The following is a 21,590-nucleotide window of genomic DNA, read 5'->3' on the forward strand; positions in this document are numbered from 1 at the left end:
CGCGGCCCGCCGTCACCCGCGCTCCCGCTCGAGCGATCCGAGCAGCTGCGGCACGATGCGGTAGACGTCACCGCAGCCGAGGGTGATGACGAAGTCGCCGTCGCGGGCGATCTTCGCCGTGTGGTCGGCGGCCGCCTGCCAGTCGGCGATGAACGCGACCTTCTCGGGATCGGCGAACCGCTCGCTCACGAGTGCGCCCGTCACCCCGGGCACCGGATCCTCGCGGGCACCGTACACGTCGAGCACGACGGTCTCGTCGGCGAACTCCTCGAGCACCTCGGCGAACTCCTTCGCGAAGGCCTGGGTGCGGCTGTAGGTGTGCGGCTGGTGCACGGCGATGATGCGTCCGTCGCCGACGACGGTGCGCGCCGCGGCCAGTGCCGCCGCGACCTCCGTCGGGTGGTGCGCGTAGTCGTCGTAGACGCTCACGCCGCCCACGGTGCCGTGGAGTTCGAAGCGGCGACCGGTGCCGGTGAAGCGGGAGATGCCCTCGAGCGCGGCGGCCGGCTCGAAGCCCAGCCCGACGAGCACGGCGAACGCGCCTGCGGCGTTGATCGCGTTGTGCTTGCCCGGGATGCGCAGCCTCGCCGCGTAGTCGACACCGTCGTAGGCGATGACGAAGGCCACCGGGCCGTCGGTCTCGATCGAGTGCACCCGCACCGAGGCATCCGCCGCCTCGCCGAACGTGACGACGTTCGCGTGGCCGAGCCGCTCGTGCACGCGCTGCGCACCGGCGTCGTCGGAGGAGATCACGACGAACTCCGAGGCGCGGTCGGCGAAGTCGACGAACGCCTGCTCGAACGCCTCGCGCGAGCCGTAGTGGTCGAGGTGGTCGGGATCGACGTTCGTGATGAGCGCGACGGCGGTGTCGTAGAGGAGGAACGAGCCGTCGGACTCGTCGGCCTCGACGACGAAGAGCTCGCCCTCGCCTGCGGACGACGAGACGCCCAGCCCGTCGATGACGCCGCCGTTCACGAAGCTCGGATCGGCCCCGAGCGCGAGGAGGCCGGTGACGATCATGCCGGTCGACGTGGTCTTGCCGTGGGCGCCGGCGACCGACACGAGGCGCTGGCCCGAGATCAGCCAGGCGAGCGCCTGCGAGCGGTGCAGCACGGGCAGCCCGCGCTCGAGGGCCAGCTGGTACTCGGGGTTGTCCTGCCAGAGCGCGCCGGTCACGACGACCGCCTCGGCGTCGCCGAGGTTCGCGGCGTCGTGCCCGATCGCGATCTCGGCACCGAGCTCGCGGAGCGCGGCGATGTTCGCCGAGTCGCGCACGTCGGAGCCGGTCACCCGATGGCCGGCACCGATGAACAGGCGCGCGATGCCGCTCATGCCGGACCCCCCGATGCCGACGAAGTGCACGGCGCCGAGCTCGGCGGGGATCTGGATCGAGAGATCGGGCTTGATGGTCACGTTCGGGCGCTCTTCCTCGGTGCGGTCGGGGTCGTCGGTGCGCCGGCGGGCGCGTTCGGGGCGGGTGGTTCCGCTGCTTCCACGTTACGCGTCTCAGGCGCGGCCCGCGGCTCCCCCGCCGAGCGCGCGGTCGACGAGGGCGACCATGCGGTCGGTGCCGTCGGCGACGCCCGCCGTCGCCGCGGCCGATGCCATCGCGGCGACGCGTTCGCGGTCGGCGAGCAGCGGCACGAGCTCGGCGGCCACCCACTCGGGAAGGAACCGGGCGTCGTCGACGAGGATTCCGCCACCGGCCGCGACGACGCCCGCGGCGTTGAACCGCTGCTCGCCGTTGCCGACGGGGTACGGCACGTACACGGCGGGGATGCCGAGGGCCGAGAGCTCGCTCACGGTCGCCGCGCCCGCTCGGGATACCGCGAGGTCGGCGAGGGCGAGGGCGAGGTCCATGCGGTCGGCGTACTCGACCATCCGGTAGCCGGCGACACCGGGATCGTCGACCTCGGAAGTCGCGCCCGTGATGTGCAGCACCTGCCAGCCGGCACCGGTGATCGCCTCGGCACTGTCGACCATCGTGCGATTGATGCGACGTGCGCCGAGCGAACCACCGGTCGCGAGGAGCACGGGCTTCGACGCGTCGAGTCCGAAGAACCCCGCGGCCTCGCCTCGGAGCGCAGCGCGATCGAGCGTCTCGATCTCGCGGCGGAGCGGCATGCCGACGACCTCGGCGCCGGGCAGCGGCGTGCCCTCGAACGCGACGCCGACGGCATCCGCGCGGCGGGCGCCGAGCCGGTTCGCGAGGCCCGGCTTCGCGTTCGCCTCGTGCACCGCGACCGGGACGCCGGCACGTCGCGCAGCGATGTAGGCGGGAGTCGAGACGTACCCGCCGAAGCCGACGACGACGTCGACACCACGACCGGCGATGATGCCCGAGACATCCGAGATCGAACGACGGAACCGCGCCGGGAACGCGGCGGCGGCACGGTTCGGCCGCCGCGGGAAGGGGACCTTCGCGATCGTGAGCAACTCGTAGCCGCGAGCCGGCACGAGCCTCGCCTCGAGCCCCTCGGCCGTGCCGAGCACGAGCACCTCGGCGTCGGGATCGCGCTCGCGCAGGCGATCGGCGACGGCGAGCAGGGGGTTCACGTGGCCGGCGGTTCCGCCGCCGGCGAGCAGGTAGACGGTCATCGCGCGGCTCGCTCCGCCGCACGGGCCCTTCGCGCCGCCGAACGGGCGGCGAGGCGGGCGGATGCCTCGGGCGTCCGCGCGACCGACAGGACGACGCCGATCGCGACGAGGGTCGTGAGCAGGGCGGTGCCTCCCGCGGAGACGAGCGGCAGCGGGACACCGAGGACGGGGAAGACTCCGAGCACGACACCGATATTGACACAGGCTTGGCCGATCACCCACACCATGACCGCCGCCGTGGCCGCCCGGCCGAACGGCGTGCCCGCGCCGCGGAACACCCGCGCGAAGGCGATCGCGAGCAGTACGAACAGGCCGATCACGACGATCGCGCCGATGAGGCCGAGCTCCTCGCCGATGATCGCGAAGATGAAGTCGTTGTCGGCTGCCGGCAGCCACGACCACTTCGCCGCAGAGTTCCCGAGGCCGACGCCGAAGATGCCGCCGTTCGCGAGGGCGAAGGTACCGTGCTGGATCTGCCAGCAGTCGTTGACCGCGTCGCCCGTGCCGCCGGCCTCGCAGTTCGCGTCGAGGAACGAGGTGATGCGGCGCATGCGGCTCTCGCTCGAGAACGCGACGATCACGAACCCGACGACGGCGATGATGATCGGCGGCAGGAGCAACCGGAGCCGCACCCCGATGAGGAAGAGCGCGCCGAGCAGCATCGCGCCCATGATCATGACGGTGCCGAGGTCGCCGCCGAGGAGCACGAGCCCGATCGCACCGCCGCCGACGAGCAGGATCGGCAGGATGCCGTGCGTGAAGTCGTCGAGCCGGTCCTGCTTCTTCGTGACCATGAGCCCGAGCCAGATGACCAGGGCGACCTTGATGAACTCCGACGGCTGGAACTGCACGGGGCCGATCGCGAGCCAGTTCGTGTTGCCGCCGACCTCGATGCCCATCGGGGTCGCCACGACGAGCAGCTGCGGGATGCAGGTGACGATGAGCGCCGGCCAGGCGACGCGCATCCAGAATCGCTCTGGCAGCCGGCTCGCGATGAGCATGGCTGGGATGCCGATGACGGCGAACACGCCCTGTCGCACCGCCTGGTCGAGGAGGCCGCCGTCTTCGAGGTACGACTCGACGAGCGAGGAGGAGAGCACCATGACGAGGCCGAGCACGACCAGGAAGAGGGTCGTGCCGAGCAGCAGGAAGTAGTCGGCCGACTCGGCGCGGAACAACCGCCCCAGGCGGATCCGCGCCGCCGAGACGCCCTGCTGGGCGGGCTCAGCCTTCTGCGGGCGGCTCGTGCGGGGCGGAGTCGCCATCCGCCTCACCTCCCAGCATCGCTCTGACCGCTTCGTGGAACCGCCGGCCGCGATCGCCGTAGTCGGCGAACTGGTCCATGGACGCCGCCGCGGGCGCGAGGAGCACGGTGTCCCCGTCCTCGGCGACCGCCGCAGCCAGTGCGACCGCATCGGGCATCACCTGCTCAGTGTCGTCGGCGACGACCTCGAAGAGCGGCAGTTGCGGCGCGTGTCGCCGGAACGCATCGACGAGCTCGGCGCGATCGCGACCGATGACGACCGCGGCGCGCAGCCGGCCGACGTGCGCTGCGACGAGCGAGTCGGCGTCGACGCCCTTGAGCAGGCCGCCCACGATCCAGACGACCCGGCCGAAGGCCTTCAGGGATGCCTCGGCGGCATGCGGATTCGTCGCCTTCGAGTCGTCGATCCAGCGGATGCCACCGGCGACGGCGACGGTCTCGATGCGGTGGGCGTCGAGCCGGAACTCGGCGAGTGCGTCGTGGATCACACCGACCGGGACCCCGTGGGAACGCGCGAGCGCGGAGGCGGCGAGGATGTTGGCGACGACGTGCGGCGCGGCCAGCCCGCGCGGCTCGAGCTCGTCGAGGGTCGTGAGCTCGAGGGCGGCCGTACGCCGGTCATCGAGGAACGCCCGATCGCACAGGATCCCGTCGACGACGCCGAAGTCGCTCGGTCCGGGCACGTCGAGCCCGAAGCCGATGGCGCGGGCGCCCTCCTCGACCTCGGCGTCCTCGACCATGCGCAGGGTCGCCTCGTCGGCGCGGTTGTAGACGCACGCGACCTTCGTGTTCTCGTAGACCTTCGCCTTCGCAGCGCGGTAGGCCTCGAACGAGCCGTGCCAGTCGAGGTGGTCGTCGGCGAGGTTGAGCACGACGCTCGCCCACGGGTGCACGGCGCCGGGACCCGTGGTCGGCAACGTGTGCAGCTGGTAGCTCGACAGCTCGACGACGAGCACGTCGAAGCCCGCCGGGTCGCGCACGGCGTCGAGCACGGGCACGCCGATGTTGCCGCACGGCGCCGCGCGCAGGCCGTTCGCCGCGAGGAACGTCGCAGTCATCTGGACGGTCGTGGTCTTGCCGTTGGTGCCGGTCACGAGGATCCACTCGGCCGCGTTCACCTTGTCGCGCACCCGCCAGGCCAGCTCGATGTCGCCCCATACCGCCACGCCCTCGCTCCCCGCCCATCCGAGGACGGCATGGTCGGGATGGAATCCCGGTGAGGCGACCACGACGTCGGGGGCGAACGCGACGAGCTCGTCGGGCACCGCGTCGAGCGGGTGCCGCACGAGCCGCGCGCCGATGACGTCGAGGATCCGCGCGCGGTCGTCGTCGACGTCGGGGGCGAGGACGAGCACCTCGGCGCCGAGCTCCGTCAGTGTGTCGGCGACGGCGAAACCCGTCACGCCGACGCCGAGCACGGCGACACGGAGACCACGCCAGTCGGCGTTCCAGCTCGTCAGCGTGTCGAGGCGGTTCGCGGCGCGGCCCGGGTCATCCGCCGTCAACGCTGCAGCCACTCGAAGTAGAACGCGCCCACGCCGGCGGCCACGAAGAGTCCGGCGATGATCCAGAAGCGCACGACGATCGTGACCTCGGCCCAGCCCTTGAGCTCGAAGTGGTGATGGATCGGACTCATCAGGAAGATGCGCTTGCCGTGGGTGAGCTTGAAGTACGCCCGCTGCACGATCACCGAGCCCGTCTCGATGACGAAGAGGCCGCCGATGATGACGACGAGGAGCTCGGTGTGGCTGACGATCGCGAGCGCGGCGAGGGCACCGCCCAAGGCCAGCGAGCCGGTGTCGCCCATGTAGATCTTGGCGGGGTTCGTGTTCCACCAGAGGAAGCCGATGAGGCCGCCGACGATCGCGGTGGCGACGATGGCGATGTCGAGCGGATCGCGCACGTCGTAGCAGCGGTACCGGTCGTCTTCGTTCAGTCCGACGGCCGCGCACGACTGGTTGAACTGCCAGAAGCCGATGATGACGAACGAGCCGATCGCGAGGATCGAGGCGCCGCCTGCGAGGCCGTCGAGACCGTCGGTCACATTGACGCCGTTCGAGGCGCCGACGGTGATGAGGCAGCTCCAGATGACGTAGAGGAGGATGCCGATCACCGTGGGGAACACCATGAAGTCGAGCGGCAGATCGCGGATGAACGAGATCTTCGTGCTCGCGGGCGTCACGCCCATGTGGTTCGGGAACTGCAGGGCGAGCAGCGCCACGACCGTCGCGACGACCACCTGGCCGCCGACCTTCGCCCAGCCGCCGAGGCCGAGCGACTGCTTCTTGCGCGTCTTCAGGAAGTCGTCGACGAATCCGACGACGCCGAGGCCCACCATCATGAGCAGCACGAGCAGGCCCGATGCGGTCGCGCCCTCACCCGTGAGCAGCGTCGCCGAAAAATAGCCGAACAGCGTGCCGAGAATGAAGATGATGCCGCCCATCGTGGGCGTGCCGCGCTTGACGTGGTGGCTCTGCGGCCCGTCGTCGCGGATGAACTGCCCCCAGCCGAGGCGGGTGAACAGCCGGATGAACAGCGGCGTCAGGAACAGCGTGAAGGCGAGCGACAACGCCCCGGCGGTCAGTAGTGCTCTCACGCGCCCCGACCTCCCCGTCGGTCGCCGAGCAGGCCGTCGGGCCGGCCAGTCCCGCTGCGGTAGTGAACTGCGCTCACGCGAACCATTCTCCCAGTCGGTCGCCGAGCAGGCAGTTCGCCTGCCCAGCCTCGCCGTGATGATGAACTGCGCTCACGCGAACCATTCTCCCAGTCGGTCGCCGAGCAGGCGGAGACCCGCCGAGTTCGACGATTTCACCAATATCGTGTCACCGGGCTGCGTGCTCGCGGTGACGAGCTCGAACGCCTCGTCGGCGGTCTCGACGAACGCCGACTCACCGTCCCACGAGCCCTCGTTGATCGCCGAGATGTGCAGGCGACGCGCGCCTTGCCCGACGACGACGAGCTGCGAGATGCCGAGCCTCACGGCGAGCAGGCCGATGCGGTCGTGCTCCTCGCCCGAGAACTCGCCGAGTTCGCTCATCTCGCCGAGCACCGCGATCGTGCGGGTACCGGGCGTCTTCACCTGGGCGAGTGTCTTGAGCGCGGCCGACATCGAGTCGGGGCTCGCGTTGTAGGCGTCGTTGATGACGGTGATGTCATCGCGGCCGCCCATGAGCTGCATGCGCCAGCGCTCGGCGAGGGTGACCTGCTCGAGGGCGGTCACGATGTCGGCGAGGCCGACGCCGAGCTGCAGGGATGCCGCAACCGCCGCCAGGGCGTTCATGACGTGGTGCTCGCCGAGCACGCCGAAGTGGACGCGGGCCTCGTCGCCACCCGGTACCGTCACCGTGAAGTCGGTGCCGCGCGCGTGCACGCGCAGGTCGGTGGCGCGCACGTCGGCGGCGTCGCCGAGTCCGAACCAGACGACGCGTGCAGCGGTCAGGCCGGCCATCGGGACGACGCGGGGGTCGTCGGCGTTGAGCACGGCCACGTCGGTTTCGAGGAGGTCTGTGACCATCTCGGACTTCGCCCGCACCGTCTGCTCGATTCCGCCGAACTCGCCGGCGTGGGCGAGCCCGACCTTGAGCACGATGCCGACGTCGGGCCGCGCCATCCTCACGAGGCGCGCGATCTCGCCGACGCCGGAGGCCCCCATCTCGGCGACGAGGAACTCGGTCTCGTCGGTGAGCTCGAGCATCGTGACGGGTGCGCCGACCTCGTTGTTGTAGGACGCCCGGGCCGCGACGGTCGGTCCGATGCGCTCGAGCACCGCCCGGAGCAGGTTCTTCGTCGTCGTCTTGCCGTTCGACCCGGTGACCCCGACGATGCGGAGCCGTCCGAGCGCACGGACGCGGCGCACGACCTCGGTCGCGAGTGCGCCGAGCGCGTCGACCGAGTCGGCGACGATGACCTGCGGCACGGCGAGGTCGAGCGCGTGCTCGACGATCAGGAGCGCCGCGCCCTGTTCGGCGGCAGCGGGTGCGAAGCGGTGCCCGTCGTCGAACTCGCCTCGCTTGGCGACGAAGAGGTCGCCCGCTCCGATCTCGCGCGAGTCGGTGGTGACCGCGCCTGCGACCACCGTCAGCGGGGTCGCCTCAGTGCCGTCGAGCCGGAGTACACCGCCGGTCGCCTCGGCGACCTCGGCCAGCGTCAGGGCGATCACGACAGCCACCCCGCGTCGCGCAGGGCCTGCTTCGAGTCTTCACGTGCGGAGTACGGGATCTTGACGCCTTTCACCTCGTGGTAGTCCTCGTGTCCGGGACCCGCGTACAGGATGGCGTCGCCATCCTGCGCGAGCGCGAGCGCAGCGCGGAATGCCGCGCGGGGGTCGGGGATCTCGTGGATCTCGCGATCGGGCACCGCCTCGCGCGCACCGGCGATGAGCGCGGCCCTGATGGCCGCCGGATCCTCGTTGCGCGGGTGGAAGTCGGTGATCACGACGACGTCGGAGCCGCGGGCGGCGATCGCGCCCATCTCGGCGCGCTTCGTCGTGTCTCGGTCGCCGTCGGCGCCGAACAGCATGATGACCCGGCCCTCGGTGACGCGACGGATCGCGCCGAGCGTCTGCAGGAACGCATCGGGGCTGTGGCCGTAGTCGATGTAGACGACGGGGCCGCGGTCGCCCGAGATGCGCTCAGCGCGGCCGGGGATGTAGGCGTCGATGCCGCCGTCCCGCTCGAGCACCGCGGCGATGCGGTCGAGGTCGTATCCGGCCTCGGTGAGCATGACGATCGCGAGTGCCGCGTTGGCCGCCATGTACCAGCCGAGCAGGGGCACCTTCGTCTCGATGCGGCGACCGTCGGGCCCTTCGAGGGCGAACACGGTGAACGCGGCCTGCTCGTCGAGCACGGTGACGCGCCAGTCGGCCGCGCGCTCGGAGGTGGTCGTGAGCGTCGTGACGGGGATGCGCGACTCGGCCACGAGCCGGTCGCCCCACGCCGAGTCGACGGTGACGACGCCGCGGCGGGCGCGTTCGGGCTGGAACAGCTCGCGCTTCGCCTCGAAGTACTGGTCGAGGTCGGCGTAGTCGTCGAGGTGGTCGTGGCTGAGGTTGGTGAACCCCGCCACGTCGAAGACCAGCCCGTCGACGCGATGGCGGCTGAGCGCCTGCGCCGACACCTCGATCGCGACCGCTCGTACGTCGACCTCGCGCATGCGGGCGAGGAGTGCGTGCAGTTCGCTCGCCTCGGGCGTCGTCAGGGAGCTCGTGACGGCCTCGTCGCCGATGCGGCGCTCGGCCGTCGAGGTCAGGCCGGCCGTGACACCGAGCTGTCGGAGGATGCCGTAGAGCAGGTAGACGACGCTCGTCTTGCCGTTGGTGCCGGTCACGGCGAACGTCGAGGCGGGGTTCTCCTCGGTGCGGTGGATCCAGGCGGCGACCGAGCCGAGCGCCGAGCGCGCGTCGGCCGTCACGAGCACCGGCAGGCCGGCGCCCTCGGCGATGGACGCGCCGGTCTCGTCGGTGAGCAGCGCGACGGCTCCGGACTCACGCGCGGCGCCGGCGAACTGGGCGCCATGCGCGTTGCGCCCGGGCACGCCGACGTAGAGGTCGCCGGCGCGCACCGAGCCCGACGCGAGGCCGACGCCGGAGACCTCGAGGTCGCCGAGCTCGCCGCGCACCTCGAACCCGAACTCCTCGGCGAGGCCGCGGAGCGATCGAGGGCTCGGGTGCTGCGGCCGGAGGGCCGTTGGAGGCGATCCGGTCACGAACCCAACTTTCTCACCAGGTGGCTGGCAGATCGGGCGCCGGAGCGCCGGATGGAACGGTCCGATACTTCTTCAGCACCTGGCTCATCACCTTCTGGAAGACGGGCGCGGATGCGGCGGACGAGTTCATCTTAACGGGATTGTTGATGCTGACCGAAACCACGAACTCGGGATCGTCGGCCGGGGCGAAGCCCGAGACCGAGACCAGGTAGCCCGACCGGTAGCCCCCGTTGCCGTCGGCGAACTGGGCCGTACCGGTCTTCGCCGCCACCCGGTAGCCGGGAATGTTCCAGGTGTCGGCGAGCCATCCCTCGGCGTAGACCCGCTCGAGCATCTGCGAGGTCTCGTCGGCCGCCTTCTCCGAGATGACCCGCTCGCCCTTCGAGGGCGGCGCCGTCGTCTCGCCGTCGGGCGTCGTGCAGCCGTCGACGAGCTGCACGGGCATGCGCACCCCGCCGTTCGCGATCGTCTGGTAGGCGCTCGCGATCTGCACGGCCGTCGTCGTGAGGCCCTGGCCGAACATGGTCGCGTACTTCGTCTGGTTGTCCCACTCGTCGGGGTCGCCGTGCAGGTCGCCCGTCTCCTCGTTCGGGAAGCCGACCTCGGTCTGCTCGCCCAGGTGGAACTTCTTCATGTCGTCGTAGCGCTGACGGTCGGTGAGGCGCTCTCCGAACTTCGACATGCCCGTGTTCGACGACTCGATGAGCACACCGGTGAGGGTCAGCCGTTCGTCCTCGTGGAACGCACTGTCGTTGATGTCGGCGCCGTTCGACGGGTAGTACTTGTAGGGCGCGACGATCTGGTCGAGCGGCGTGGCCTTGCCCGCGTCGAGCACCGAGGCGGCGGTGATCGCCTTGAAGGTCGAACCCGGCTCGAACGGCGCCGTGAAGGTGCGCGACCCCCGGTCGTCGGCGTCGGTCGCGGACGGGTCGTTCGGGTCGACCGTCGGCACGTCGGCGACCGCGAGCAGTCGCCCGGTCTTCACCTCCATGACCGTGGCCGTCGCCCAGTCGGCACCCGTCGCGCGTCGCTGCTCCTCGAGCACGCGCTGGACGAAGAACTGGAGGTCTGCGTCGATCGTGAGCTTCAGGGTGCCGCCGTCCTTCGCCTGCTTCTGCACGATCTCGGTGCCCGGGATGGGAACCCAGTCGGATGCGCTGTGCAGGTAGCTCACCTCGCCGTCGGTGCCCGCGAGGCACTGGTCCTGCGCGAGCTCGAGCCCGGCGAGCGGCGTGCCGTCGTCGGCCTGCACGAAGCCGAGCAGGTTGCCGCCGACCGCGCCGTTCGGGTACGTGCGGCTCGGGTGCTCCTCCGGATAGACCCAGGCGATCTCGAGCGCCTTCACCGCGTCGTACGTCGCCGTGTCGACCTGCTTCGCGATGAAGGCGAAATCCGAGTCGGGGTTCTCCGCGAGCTTGGAGGTGATGATCCCCACGACCTGGTCCGTCGTCAGGCCGACCACGGGCGCGAGTTCGGCCGCAGCCGGCGTGAGACCGGCGACCAGTTCCTCCGTCGTGAGGTCGACCTCCTTCGTCGTGTCGCCCGACGCCGACGCCACGCGCTCGACGACGGCCAGCTTCGCCTGCTTCGGGGAGACCACGATGTCGTAGCGCATGACACTGTCCGCCAGGACCGTTCCGTTCGCGTCGACGATGTCGCCGCGCGCACCCCAGACCTTCACGGGCGTCGAACGGGCGTCCTGCGACTGCGCGTTGAGTGCAGACGCCCGCACCACCTGGATGTCGACGAGCTTCACGACGAAGACGCCGACGAGGACGACCAGCAGTACGGCCGAGACGATGATCCTCCGCATCGGGTGCCGGGTCGTTCGCTTCATCCGGTGGTTCCTCGGCCCTTCTGGTGGTGCACGGTCGTACGGCTTGCGGCTAGTGGGTCGCCGGCGTCGGCAGCCCGTCGCTCACGGGCGGTGCTGCGGGATCCTCGGGCGTCTGCGCCCCTCCAGAGCCCGCGGCCCCCGCCGCGCCCGCGGCGGCCCGCTCGCCGCCCCCCTTCGCCTGCTTCTTCGGAGTCTCCCCCGCAGGCTCCTCGGTGACGAGCGGCACGCCGTCGATGAGCGCATTCGGGACGAGCGGCCCGGATGCCTCGGCGCCGGCGCGCGCCGGCGTCGGATCGCCGCTCACCGAACCGTCGGAGAGCTTCAGGAGCACCGGGCTCGCGTTCGGCACCATGCCGAGCGCTTCGGCGTTCGCGGCGAGATACTGCGGCGACTCCACCCGGTCGAGGTCCTCGCGGAGCTGCTGCTCCTGTCGATCGAGCTTCGTCTGCTGCATCTGGGCGTGGTCGATGTCGTAGGCGCCCTGGGTGATCGCGATCGACAGCAGCAACTGGGCGACGACGATCGCCGCGACACCCGCGACCGCGATGATCGCGTAGGCGAGCGTCGGCTTCGCACGGCGGCCCGGCTCGGGTGCGGGGCGAAGCCACCGCCCTCGCTCGGGCGCACGCCGGGGCGCCGGCTTGGATTCGGCGGGCAGGACGTTGGCCGGCAGCGCACTCATGACGGCCTCCTCACTCGTTCTGCGGCACGCAGGCGCACCGGCTTGGCACGCGGGTTCTCCGCCTGCTCGGCTTCGGAGGCGAGCTCTGCGCCACGGACGAGGAGCTTGAACTGCGGCCGGTGCTCAGGCAGCTCCATCGGGAGACCGGCAGGGGCGGTCGAGCTCGACGCCGCCTGCAGCACGCGCTTCACGATGCGGTCCTCGAGCGACTGGTACGCGAGCACGACGATGCGACCGCCGACCGCGACGGTGTCGAGTGCAGCGGGCATCGCCCGCTCGAGGACCGAGAGCTCTTCGTTCACCTCGATGCGCAGCGCCTGGAACACCCGTTTCGCCGGGTGCCCCTGCCGCTGGACGGCGACGGGTGTCGCCGCCTGGAGCACGGCGACGAGTTCGGCCGATCGCGTGATCGGCGCCTCGGCACGCGCCCGCACGATCGCGCGGGCGTAGCGGGCGGCGAGCTTCTCCTCGCCGTAGTCGAGGAAGATGCGTCGCAGCTCCTCCTCACTCGACTCGGCGATGACATCGGCTGCCGTACGACCCTTCGTCGAGTCCATACGCATGTCGAGCGGGGCGTCCTTCGAGTAGGCGAACCCGCGCTCGGCACGATCGAGCTGGAGCGAGGAGACACCCAGGTCGAAGAGCACGCCGTGCACCTCGCTGAAGCCCTCCGAACGCACCGCGCGTGCGATGCCGTCGTACACGGTGTGCACGAACCGCGCCCGGTCGCCGTACTTCGCAAGCCGCTCGCGGGCGATGCCGAGTGCGTCGGTGTCGCGGTCGAGCCCGATCACCGTGAGCTTCGGGAAGCGCTCGAGGAACGCGGCGGTGTGCCCGCCCATGCCGAGCGTGGCGTCGACCATGACCGCGCCGTCGGCCTCGAGGGCCGGCGCGAGCAGCTCGAGCGTGCGCTCGAGCATGACCGGGGTGTGGATTCGTTCGATGTCCATGATTCCGCCTCTGCTTCCGGGCCTCGCGCCCTGATCCCCATCCGTTCGTCCTGATGCGGGGAAGTGCACCAGGCCCGGCCGGCTGGGAGTCGGGACCCGAGGATTCAGAAGAGTCCGGGGATCACCTCCTCCGCCGTCTCCGCGAAGGCCGCCTCCTGCTCGGCGAGGTAGTTCTGCCACGCCGCCTGGTCCCAGATCTCCACCCGACTGCCGGCGCCGATGACCGTGAGGTCTCGGTCGAGCCCCGCGTAGCCGCGGAGGTTGGCGGGGATGGTGACCCGGTTCTGCTTGTCGGGGGTCTCCGCGGAGGCACCCGAGAGGAAGACGCGCATGTAGTCGCGTGCCTGCTTGCTCGTCACGGGGGCTTGGCGGATCTTGTCGCTCATGCTCTCGAACTCGCGGGCGCTGAACACGTAGATGCAGCGCTCCTGCCCGCGCGTGAGCACGAGCCCGTTCGACAGCTCCTCCCGGAACTTGGCCGGAAGAATGACGCGCCCCTTCTCATCGAGCTTCGGCTCGTAGGTCCCGAGGAACATGCGCCACCCCCTTTCCTCCGGCCAGGATCCAGGTGACCCCACTTTACTCCACCTTCATCCACTGATCAACGACAAACGCTCGAATTTCGCGCGCGTCGCACAGAAGTCCCGCGGAAACACGGGGATACAGCCGGGTGGAGCGGAGTGGAGGAAATCGCACTGAAATGGCGCGAACGGGCGCGTCGCGGGCCGTGGGCGTCGTCGGCGGGCCCGCTCCCGGGGGCGCGAACCGGTCCGGAGACACGAAAAACGGGCCGATCAGGAGATCGGCCCGTTCAGGTGGTCGGAAGTGGAGGGACTAGTCGCGGCCCTCCTGGCGGCGGTCCCAGCGATCGTTCATGCGATCCATGAAGCCCGCCCCGGAGCGCGGCTTCGCACTGCTCGACGGAGACTCGGTCGGAGCTGCAGTCGCCGCACCGCGCTTGCCTGGCGTGATCGCGACGAGGACGCCCGCGAACATCAGTGCGAATCCGACGATGCCGATGATCAGGATCTGCGACGCGACGCCGCCGATCAGTGCACCGACGCCGGCGACCGCGAGGAGGACGCCCAGCACGATCGCACGGTAATTCGGGCGCCGACCGCGCACACCGCCGACGGCATGCACGAAGTCGGCATCGTTGCGGTAGAGGTTCCGCTCCATCTCCTCGAGAAGACGTTGCTCCTGCTCTGAAAGCGGCATCTCATTCCCCTCAGGCTCGGGATCGACGCATCCGAGTCCATTCTAGCCCCGCGTCGCCTCGGTAGGCTAGGCGGGTGGCTCACAGTTCCCGGCTGGTCGATCTGGTTCACGAACGCATCGAGGACTTCCTCGCCGAACGTACCTCAATTCTCCGTTCGATCAGTCCCGACCTCGACCCGCTCGACCTCTTCTCACGGCGATTTCTCAGCGGTGGCAAGCGCTTCCGCGCCCTGTTCTGCTACTGGGGGTGGGAGGCCGTGCACGGGCGCGGATTCGATCCGTTCGACGCCGACGACGAGGTCGATCTCGCACCGGTGGTCTCCGCGGCCGCCGCCCTCGAGCTGTTCCACGCTGCGGCGCTCGTGCACGACGACATCATCGACAAGTCCGACACCCGTCGCGGCGCCCCCTCGGCGCATCGCCTCTTCGAGACGCTGCACGCCGAGTCGGGCTGGGCGGGCGAGGCCGACGCGTTCGGCATCGACGCCGCGATCCTGCTCGGCGACCTGCTGCTCGGCTGGAGCGACGAACTCCTCGACGCGGGGCTCGACGCCCTGCCCGATCGTGCGGCCGCCCGAGCAGCGCGCACCGAGTTCATGCGGATGCGCACGGAGGTGACGGCCGGCCAGTACCTCGACATCCTCGAGGAGCGCGCCTGGGTGGCGCAGCCCGACGACGAGCAGCGGCTGCGTGCCGAGCGCATCATCGTGTACAAGTCGGCGAAGTACAGCATCGAGGCCCCGCTCGTCATCGGCGGGGCGATCGCCGGGGCCGATGGCGCCCAGTCGGCCGCGCTCCGCGAGTTCGGCCTGCCGCTCGGCATCGCCTACCAGTTGCGCGACGACCTGCTCGGCGTCTACGGCGACCCCGAGGTCACCGGCAAGCCGAGTGGCGACGACCTGCGCGAGGGCAAGCGGACCATGCTCGTCGCGATCGCGCGGGAGCGACTCTCGGCCGGACAGCGCCGGCTGCTCGACGAACTCCTCGGCGACCCCGATCTCGACGCCGACCAGATCCGCATGCTCCAGCGGACGATCGCGGAATGCGGGGCCGTCGACGAGCTCGAGTCGATGATCTCGGATCACGCCGCGCGAGCGGTCGCCGTGCTCGAACGGGCCCCGCTCAGCCAGGCTGCGCGTTCGGAGCTCGGCGCACTCGTGCGGACGGTGACCCGGCGATCGAGCTGACGCGCCTCAGAGGAGCGCCTGGGCGATCCGACGCACCTCCGCCTTCCGGCCGGCGCGCAGCGCGTCGATCGGGGTCGTTCCCAGGCTGTCCTCCTCCGCGAGCAACCACTCGAGCGCCTCGGCGTCACTGAACCCGACGTCGGAGAGCAGCACGGCCGTGCCGTGGATCTCGGGCAGGGGTGCATCGTCGCGCAGGAAGACCGACGGCACCTTGAGCACGCCGTCGCGACGGGCGGCCAAGAGGTGCCGGTCATCGATGAGGCGCCGGATGCGCGACGGGCTCTGCCCGAGGAGTTCGACGAGTTCGGGAACGGTCAGCCAGGTGGTCTCGGCGGCATCGGTCACGAAGCAAGACTGCCATGACGGGGGGCGAACGCGGAAGCCGGAACCGCGCACCGAGTCCGGGAACGCAGGCGGCAGCCGCGAGTCGGCGGACGCGCGGCGAGCTTCCGCACCACCGGAAACGCAGCACGAGCCCCGGCCCTCGAGCCGAGTTCTCGGACGCGCGGCGAGGTGTTTGACTCGCCTCTGCCCCTGTGCGACCGTGACGGGAGTCGGGTGCACCAGGCCGGCGAAGGGGGAACCATGGCGTACGACGTCGACGACGCCGCCGGACGCGACGACCGGCCGTCCGGTCGCGGGCGATCACGAGGCATCCGGGGGCTGCTCACCGTTCCGCTCGCCGTCGCGAGCGCCGTCGCGGTCACCCTCGGCATCGCCCAGCCCGCCGACGCGGCGCCGCAGCCCGTCAAGCGGTCGCCCAAGGCGAAGGCGCCTGCTGCGGGCGCGACACGAGCGCCCGTCGTCGCGACGGCGGAGGTGCCGCGAGAGATCGTGGTCGCCGCCGGCGACACCGTCAGCGGCATCGCGGAGCGCTACGGACTCTCGACCGCGGAGGTACTCGCGCACAACGGGCTCGGCTGGTCGAGCCTCATCTTCCCCGGACAACGACTGGCGCTGCCCGGCGGCCGGGCCTCCACGACTCCGAGCAGCCGCGAGGGGATCGCCAAGCACACGGTGGCGGCGGGCGACACCATGAGCGGCATCGCCTCGCGATACGGCGTCGGCCTCGAAGAGCTGCTCCGCGTGAACGGACTCGGCCGCCAGTCGCTCATCTTCCCCGGTGAGCAGGTCGTGCTGCCGCCGGGAGCGGCGCCGTCGCCCGGGCCGGATCCGGACGCGGCGGCGGGGACCGAGCCCGTGCCACCCGAGGAGGGCGAGGCGACGCCGTCCGCCGACGTGCACGTCGTCGTCGCCGGCGACACCGTGTGGGACATCGCCGCCCGCGAGCACGTCGGCGTCGACGCGCTCGTCGAGGCGAACGGCCTCGACGAGCGGGCGACCATCCGCCTCGGCCAGCGCCTGGTGATCCCCCGCCCCGTCCCGGTGACGACGGTCGCGTCGGTCAGCGTCGTGCTCACCGACGAGATGCGCGCGAACGCCCAGCTCATCGTCGACGTCGGCCGCGAGCTCGGCGTGCCGGACCGCGCCATCGTCATCGCCCTCGCGGCGGCGGCGCAGGAGTCCGGCCTGAAGAACGTCCGCCACGGCGACCGCGACTCCCAAGGGCTCTTCCAACAGCGGCCGAGCCAGGGTTGGGGCACCTCCGAGCAGGTGCTCGACGCCCATCGTGCGGCCGCCGCCTTCTACGGCGGACCGACCGGGCCCAACGTGGGGCGCGCGCCCGGTCTCCTCGACATTCCCGGATGGGAATCGATGCCGCTCGCCGAGGCCGCACAGGCGGTGCAGCACAGTGCGCATCCCGATCACTATGCGAAGTGGGAGGCGCAGGCTCGCGCCTGGGTGGACGAACTCGGCTGAGCCGGCCGTCACCTGCGCAGGGCGCCTGAGGATCACGATGGGATTGCGATCGGCGCGTCGGCGGCGTTTGTTCGGCCTGCGGCATATGCCCTTTCGTAGACTCGAACGGTGAGCACAGCGCCCGCGGACCCGATGATCGACCGTCTGATCGACGGCCGCTATCAGGTGCGCTCGCGCATCGCCCGCGGAGGCATGGCGACCGTCTACCTCGCGACCGATCTCCGACTCGAGCGACGCGTCGCGATCAAGATCATGCACGGGCACCTGGCCGACGACAACACGTTCAAAACGCGTTTCGTGCAGGAGGCGCGTTCGGCGGCCCGACTCGCCCACCCCAACGTCGTGAACGTCTTCGACCAGGGCCAGGACGCCGACATGGCGTACCTCGTCATGGAGTACCTGCCCGGCATCACGCTGCGCGACCTGCTCAAGGACTACAAGAAGCTCACCCCCGAGCAGACCGTCGACATCATGGACGCGGTGCTGTCGGGTCTCGCCGCCGCGCACAAGGCGGGCATCGTGCACCGCGACCTCAAGCCCGAGAACGTGCTGCTCGCCGACGACGGCCGCATCAAGCTCGGCGACTTCGGCCTCGCGCGCGCCGCGAGCGCGAACACGGCGACCGGTCAGGCCCTGCTCGGCACCATCGCCTACCTCTCCCCCGAACTCGTCACCCGCGGCGTCGCCGACGCCCGCAGCGACATCTACGCGGTCGGCATCATGATGTACGAGATGCTCACCGGCGAGCAGCCGTACGTCGGCGAGGCGCCGATGCAGATCGCCTACCAGCACGCGAATGACGAGGTGCCCGCGCCGAGCTCGCGCAACCCCGCCGTTCCGGCATCGCTCGACGAGCTCGTGCTCTGGGCGACCCGTCGCGACCCCGAGGAGCGCCCACGCGACGCACGCGAGCTGCTCGACCGGCTGCGCGAGGCCGAACCCGAGCTGCGCGCATCGCACCTGCCGATCACGACGCAGGCGACGATGGTGCTGCCGTCGGCCATGGCCGCTGCCGCGGTACCGACCGCGGAGACCAGCGTGCTCGGCGCGGCACCGGTCGTCACGGCGGTGCCCCCGTCCGACGACGAGCCCGACGACGACGCCTCGGTGCTCGCCGCGAGCGCCGCGCGCCGCAAGCGCCGCGGGTACTGGATCCTCGCCCTCGTGCTGCTGCTCGCCGGACTCGCGGGCGGCACCGGCTGGTATTTCGGCGCGGGCCCCGGCGCGTACGCGAGCGTGCCGACGGTGAGCGCGAAGATGTCGCCCGAGGAGGCCACGGCAGCCCTCGAGGATGCCGGCTTCATCGTCGATCCGGCGACGCGCACCGACCCCGAGATCCCGAAGGGGCAGGTCGCCGGCACCGACCCCGCGGGCGGCGAGAGCGCCCGCCGAGGTTCGACGGTCACGCTCTACGTGTCCGAGGGGCCGCAGATGCTCGACGTGCCCGATGTGGTGGGTGTCCCCCTCGATGAGGCGCGGTCCCAGCTCGCCGCGTTCACGCTGCTCGACCCGGTGAAGCAGTTCTCCGCCGAGATCGAGAACGGCTCCGTCATCGCCGCGCTGGATGCCGAAGGGGCACCGCTTCCGTCGCCGTACCCCGAGCGCGGCGACGTCACCCTCGTCGTGTCGGTCGGCGCCGTGCCGCCCGTCGAGGGCACCCCCGCCGCGGAGGCGGAGGCGAAGCTCAAGGACGCCGGGCTCGTGGTGAAGTACAAGGAGCCGGTCTTCTCCGACACGGTCGCGAAGGACAGCGTCGTCACCGCCGACTGGCTCGACGACCCCATGCGCCCCGGTTCGACCGTCGAGCTCACCGTCTCGAAGGGCCAGGACCTCGTCGCTGTGCCCGACATCGTCGGAAAGAACTGGACCGAGGCGAAGCAGCTGCTGACCGACGCCGGATTCGCGCTCGACTACAACGTGCTCGCCGACATCGCTCCCGATGCCTTCGTCGTCTCCAAGGTGACGCCCGAAGCGGGCCAGAACGCGAAACGCGGCTCGACCGTCACGGTGAACTTCCAGGGCTTCTGAGCCCGGCGGCCCCGCCGGCCGCGCAAGTGCCGCGGCATCCGCGACGCCTCGACCGCGCGTAGCCCCGCGCACCGCGACCGCGAGATGCCGGACCTCCGCGCCGGGATGGACGAGAACGGCGCACGCCCCGTGGGGCGTGCGCCGTTCTGCTGCGACCGCTCAGCGCGACGCGAGCTCCTCGGCCACGAGGAACGCGAGCTCGAGCGACTGCATGTGGTTGAGCCGCGGGTCGCAGAGCGACTCGTAGCGGGTCGCGAGGGTCGCCTCGTCGATGTGCTCCGAACCGCCGAGGCACTCGGTGACATCGTCGCCGGTGAGCTCGACGTGGATGCCGCCGGGGTGCGTGCCAGCGGCACGGTGCGCCTCGAAGAAGCCCTTCACCTCGTCGACCACGTCGTCGAAACGGCGGGTCTTGTAACCGGTGGGCGTCGTGATGCCGTTGCCGTGCATCGGGTCGGTGACCCACAGCGGGTTCGCGTCGCTCGCCTTGATCGCCTCGAGCAGCGGCGGCAGTGCCTCGCGGATCTTGCCGGCGCCCATGCGCGTGATGAAGGTGAGCCGGCCCGGCTCGCGGTTCGGGTCGAGCTTCTCGACGAGCTCGAGCATCGTCTCGGGCGTCGTCGTCGGACCGAGCTTCACGCCGATCGGGTTGCGCACGCGGGAGAGGAAGTCGACGTGGGCGCCGTCGAGCTCACGGGTGCGCTCGCCGATCCAGATGAAGTGCCCGCTCGTGACGTACGGGGTGCCCGTGCGCGAGTCGATGCGGGTCATCGGGCGCTCGTAGTCCATGAGCAGGCCCTCGTGGCCCGTGTAGAACTCGGTGTGCTTGAGCGCCTCGAAGTCGGCGCCGCAGGCGTCCATGAACTTCACGGCGCGATCGATCTCGCGGGCCATCGATTCGTACCGCGAGTTCGCCGGGTTCTGCGCGAAGCCCTGGTTCCACGAGTGCACCTGGCGCAGGTCGGCGAAACCGCCCTGCGTGAACGCGCGGATGAGGTTCAGCGTCGACGCCGCCGTGTGGTAGCCGCGGATGAGTCGGTTCGGATCGGCCGTGCGCGACTCTGGCGTGAAGTCGTAGCCGTTGACGACGTCACCCCGGTAGGCGGGCAGCGTGACGTCGCCGCGGGTCTCGGTGTCGCTCGAGCGGGGCTTCGCGAACTGGCCCGCCATGCGACCCATCTTGACGACGGGCATCGAGGCGCCGTAGGTGAGCACCACGGCCATCTGCAGCACGGTCTTCACCCGGTTGCGGATCTGGTCGGCGGTCGCGCCCGCGAAGGTCTCGGCGCAGTCGCCGCCCTGCAGCAGGAACGCCTCGCCGCGCGACGCGGCCGCGAGCCGTTCGCGCATCGTGTCGACCTCGCCCGCGAAGACCAGCGGCGGCAGCGTGGCGAGCTCGGCCGAGGCGGCGCGGGCGGCCTCCGCGTCGGGCCAGGTGGGCTGCTGCTTGATCGGCAGGTCGCGCCAATAGTCGAGCCCCGCGATCACGGAGGGATCTGCGTTGACGATGGGCTCGACGAGCTGTACCACTGGGCTGTCCTGGAGGGTGCGGGCGCCACGGCGCCGGAAAACGGAACGGCGACGCACGTCGCGCCGCCGCCCTCCGAGCCTACCGCGATTGCGAGGCCCGCTGCTCCTTCACGCTGGAGGCGTACACGTCGACGTACTCCTGCCCGCTCAGGCCGCGCAGGGCGTACACGAGCTCGTCCGTCACGGAACGCAACACGAAGCGATCGCCCTCCAGACCCTCGAACCGGGAGAAGTCGATCGGCTCGCCGACGATGATGCCGATCCGGCGCACGCGCGGCAGTCGCGTGCCGATCGGCATGACGTGCTCGGTGCCGATCATCGCGACCGGGACGACCGGTGCGCCCGACTCGAGGACCATGCGGGCGACGCCCGTGCGCCCCCGGTAGAGCTTGCCGTCGGGGCTGCGAGTGCCCTCGGGGTAGATGCCGAGGATGCTGCCCTCTGCCAGCACCCGGAGGCCGGTGTTCAGGGATGCCTCGGACGCCTTGCCGCCCGAACGGTCGATCGGCAGCTGCCCCGCGGCCTGGAAGAACATGCGCGTCGCCCAGCCCTTGAGCCCCTTGCCGGTGAAGTACTCGCTCTTCGCGAGGAACACGACGGGGCGGTCGACGACGAGCGGCAGGAAGATCGAGTCGATGAACGAGAGGTGGTTCGAGGCGAGCACCACGGCACCCTCCTTCGGCACGTTCTCGAGCCCGACGACCCACGGCCGGAAGATCGAGAGCAGGATCGGCCCGACCACGAGGTGCTTCATGATCCAGTAGAACACCGC

General features: G+C 70.8%; 18 protein-coding genes. 3 read left to right on the forward strand and 15 right to left on the reverse strand.

The features are described 5' to 3' along the window. Positions 1-12: 12 nt before the first annotated feature. The 12 genes from murC to LR269_RS13085 form a co-directional block, all read right to left on the reverse strand. Complete coding sequence (gene murC, locus LR269_RS13030; protein WP_231431198.1) at positions 13-1,413, reverse strand: UDP-N-acetylmuramate--L-alanine ligase; 1,401 nt, start codon at positions 1,411-1,413, stop codon at positions 13-15. 93 nt (positions 1,414-1,506) lie between these two features. Beyond that, positions 1,507-2,598 carry an undecaprenyldiphospho-muramoylpentapeptide beta-N-acetylglucosaminyltransferase gene (gene murG / locus LR269_RS13035; protein WP_231431199.1) on the reverse strand — a complete coding sequence of 364 codons (1,092 nt, stop codon included), beginning with the start codon at positions 2,596-2,598 and terminating at the stop codon, positions 1,507-1,509. Beyond that, the gene (ftsW, locus tag LR269_RS13040) at positions 2,595-3,863 is read right to left on the reverse strand and encodes a putative lipid II flippase FtsW (RefSeq protein ID WP_231431200.1); all 1,269 of its coding nucleotides are present in this window, start codon (positions 3,861-3,863) and stop codon (positions 2,595-2,597) included. Before ftsW ends, murG begins: the two co-directional genes overlap by 4 nt. Next, positions 3,823-5,367, reverse strand: a complete 1,545-nt coding sequence (gene murD, locus LR269_RS13045; protein WP_231431201.1) for a UDP-N-acetylmuramoyl-L-alanine--D-glutamate ligase — start codon at positions 5,365-5,367, stop codon at positions 3,823-3,825. Before murD ends, ftsW begins: the two co-directional genes overlap by 41 nt. Next, positions 5,364-6,458: a phospho-N-acetylmuramoyl-pentapeptide-transferase gene (gene mraY, locus LR269_RS13050; protein ID WP_231431202.1), complete on the reverse strand. Its 1,095-nt coding sequence runs from the start codon at positions 6,456-6,458 to the stop codon at positions 5,364-5,366. The genes murD and mraY overlap by 4 nt, the downstream gene beginning before the upstream one ends. A 150-nt stretch (positions 6,459-6,608) precedes the next feature. Then, on the reverse strand, positions 6,609-8,021 hold the full coding sequence (gene murF, locus LR269_RS13055; RefSeq protein WP_231431203.1) for a UDP-N-acetylmuramoyl-tripeptide--D-alanyl-D-alanine ligase: 1,413 nt from the start codon (positions 8,019-8,021) through the stop codon (positions 6,609-6,611). Further along, positions 8,018-9,565 carry a Mur ligase family protein gene (locus tag LR269_RS13060; protein ID WP_231431204.1) on the reverse strand — a complete coding sequence of 516 codons (1,548 nt, stop codon included), beginning with the start codon at positions 9,563-9,565 and terminating at the stop codon, positions 8,018-8,020. The genes murF and LR269_RS13060 overlap by 4 nt, the downstream gene beginning before the upstream one ends. Before the next feature lie 13 nt (positions 9,566-9,578). Then, the gene (locus tag LR269_RS13065; RefSeq protein WP_231431205.1) at positions 9,579-11,402 is read right to left on the reverse strand and encodes a penicillin-binding protein 2; all 1,824 of its coding nucleotides are present in this window, start codon (positions 11,400-11,402) and stop codon (positions 9,579-9,581) included. A gap of 49 nt (positions 11,403-11,451) precedes the next feature. Continuing rightward, positions 11,452-12,084 carry a hypothetical protein gene (locus tag LR269_RS13070; RefSeq protein WP_231431206.1) on the reverse strand — a complete coding sequence of 211 codons (633 nt, stop codon included), beginning with the start codon at positions 12,082-12,084 and terminating at the stop codon, positions 11,452-11,454. Next, positions 12,081-13,034 carry a 16S rRNA (cytosine(1402)-N(4))-methyltransferase RsmH gene (rsmH, locus tag LR269_RS13075; RefSeq protein ID WP_231431207.1) on the reverse strand — a complete coding sequence of 318 codons (954 nt, stop codon included), beginning with the start codon at positions 13,032-13,034 and terminating at the stop codon, positions 12,081-12,083. The genes LR269_RS13070 and rsmH overlap by 4 nt, the downstream gene beginning before the upstream one ends. Positions 13,035-13,138: 104 nt before the next feature. Then, a complete protein-coding gene (gene mraZ / locus LR269_RS13080) occupies positions 13,139-13,570 on the reverse strand; it encodes a division/cell wall cluster transcriptional repressor MraZ (protein ID WP_231431208.1) in 432 nt (143 codons plus the stop codon). 298 nt (positions 13,571-13,868) lie between these two features. Then, a complete protein-coding gene (locus LR269_RS13085) occupies positions 13,869-14,252 on the reverse strand; it encodes a DUF3040 domain-containing protein (RefSeq protein WP_231431209.1) in 384 nt (127 codons plus the stop codon). A 74-nt stretch (positions 14,253-14,326) separates the two neighbouring features. On the opposite strand from LR269_RS13085, the gene LR269_RS13090 reads away from it, so the two are divergent. Then, on the forward strand, positions 14,327-15,439 hold the full coding sequence (locus LR269_RS13090; RefSeq protein ID WP_231431210.1) for a polyprenyl synthetase family protein: 1,113 nt from the start codon (positions 14,327-14,329) through the stop codon (positions 15,437-15,439). Between the two features lie 6 nt (positions 15,440-15,445). On the opposite strand, the gene LR269_RS13095 is transcribed toward LR269_RS13090, so the two are convergent. Further along, positions 15,446-15,784 carry an Rv2175c family DNA-binding protein gene (locus LR269_RS13095; protein ID WP_231431211.1) on the reverse strand — a complete coding sequence of 113 codons (339 nt, stop codon included), beginning with the start codon at positions 15,782-15,784 and terminating at the stop codon, positions 15,446-15,448. 240 nt (positions 15,785-16,024) lie between these two features. On the opposite strand from LR269_RS13095, the gene LR269_RS13100 reads away from it, so the two are divergent. After that, positions 16,025-17,260 (forward strand): LysM peptidoglycan-binding domain-containing protein, encoded by a 1,236-nt coding sequence (locus LR269_RS13100; protein ID WP_231431212.1) that lies wholly within the window; start codon positions 16,025-16,027, stop codon positions 17,258-17,260. A gap of 108 nt (positions 17,261-17,368) precedes the next feature. Continuing rightward, the gene (pknB, locus tag LR269_RS13105; RefSeq protein WP_231431213.1) at positions 17,369-19,288 is read left to right on the forward strand and encodes a Stk1 family PASTA domain-containing Ser/Thr kinase; all 1,920 of its coding nucleotides are present in this window, start codon (positions 17,369-17,371) and stop codon (positions 19,286-19,288) included. A gap of 159 nt (positions 19,289-19,447) precedes the next feature. On the opposite strand, the gene LR269_RS13110 is transcribed toward pknB, so the two are convergent. Then, complete coding sequence (locus tag LR269_RS13110; protein ID WP_374201123.1) at positions 19,448-20,818, reverse strand: class II 3-deoxy-7-phosphoheptulonate synthase; 1,371 nt, start codon at positions 20,816-20,818, stop codon at positions 19,448-19,450. A 79-nt stretch (positions 20,819-20,897) separates the two neighbouring features. Then, complete coding sequence (locus tag LR269_RS13115; protein ID WP_231431214.1) at positions 20,898-21,587, reverse strand: 1-acyl-sn-glycerol-3-phosphate acyltransferase; 690 nt, start codon at positions 21,585-21,587, stop codon at positions 20,898-20,900. Positions 21,588-21,590: the final 3 nt, after the last annotated feature.

Source organism: Agromyces sp. S2-1-8, assembly GCF_021129215.1.
Lineage (GTDB): Bacteria > Actinomycetota > Actinomycetes > Actinomycetales > Microbacteriaceae > Agromyces > Agromyces chromiiresistens.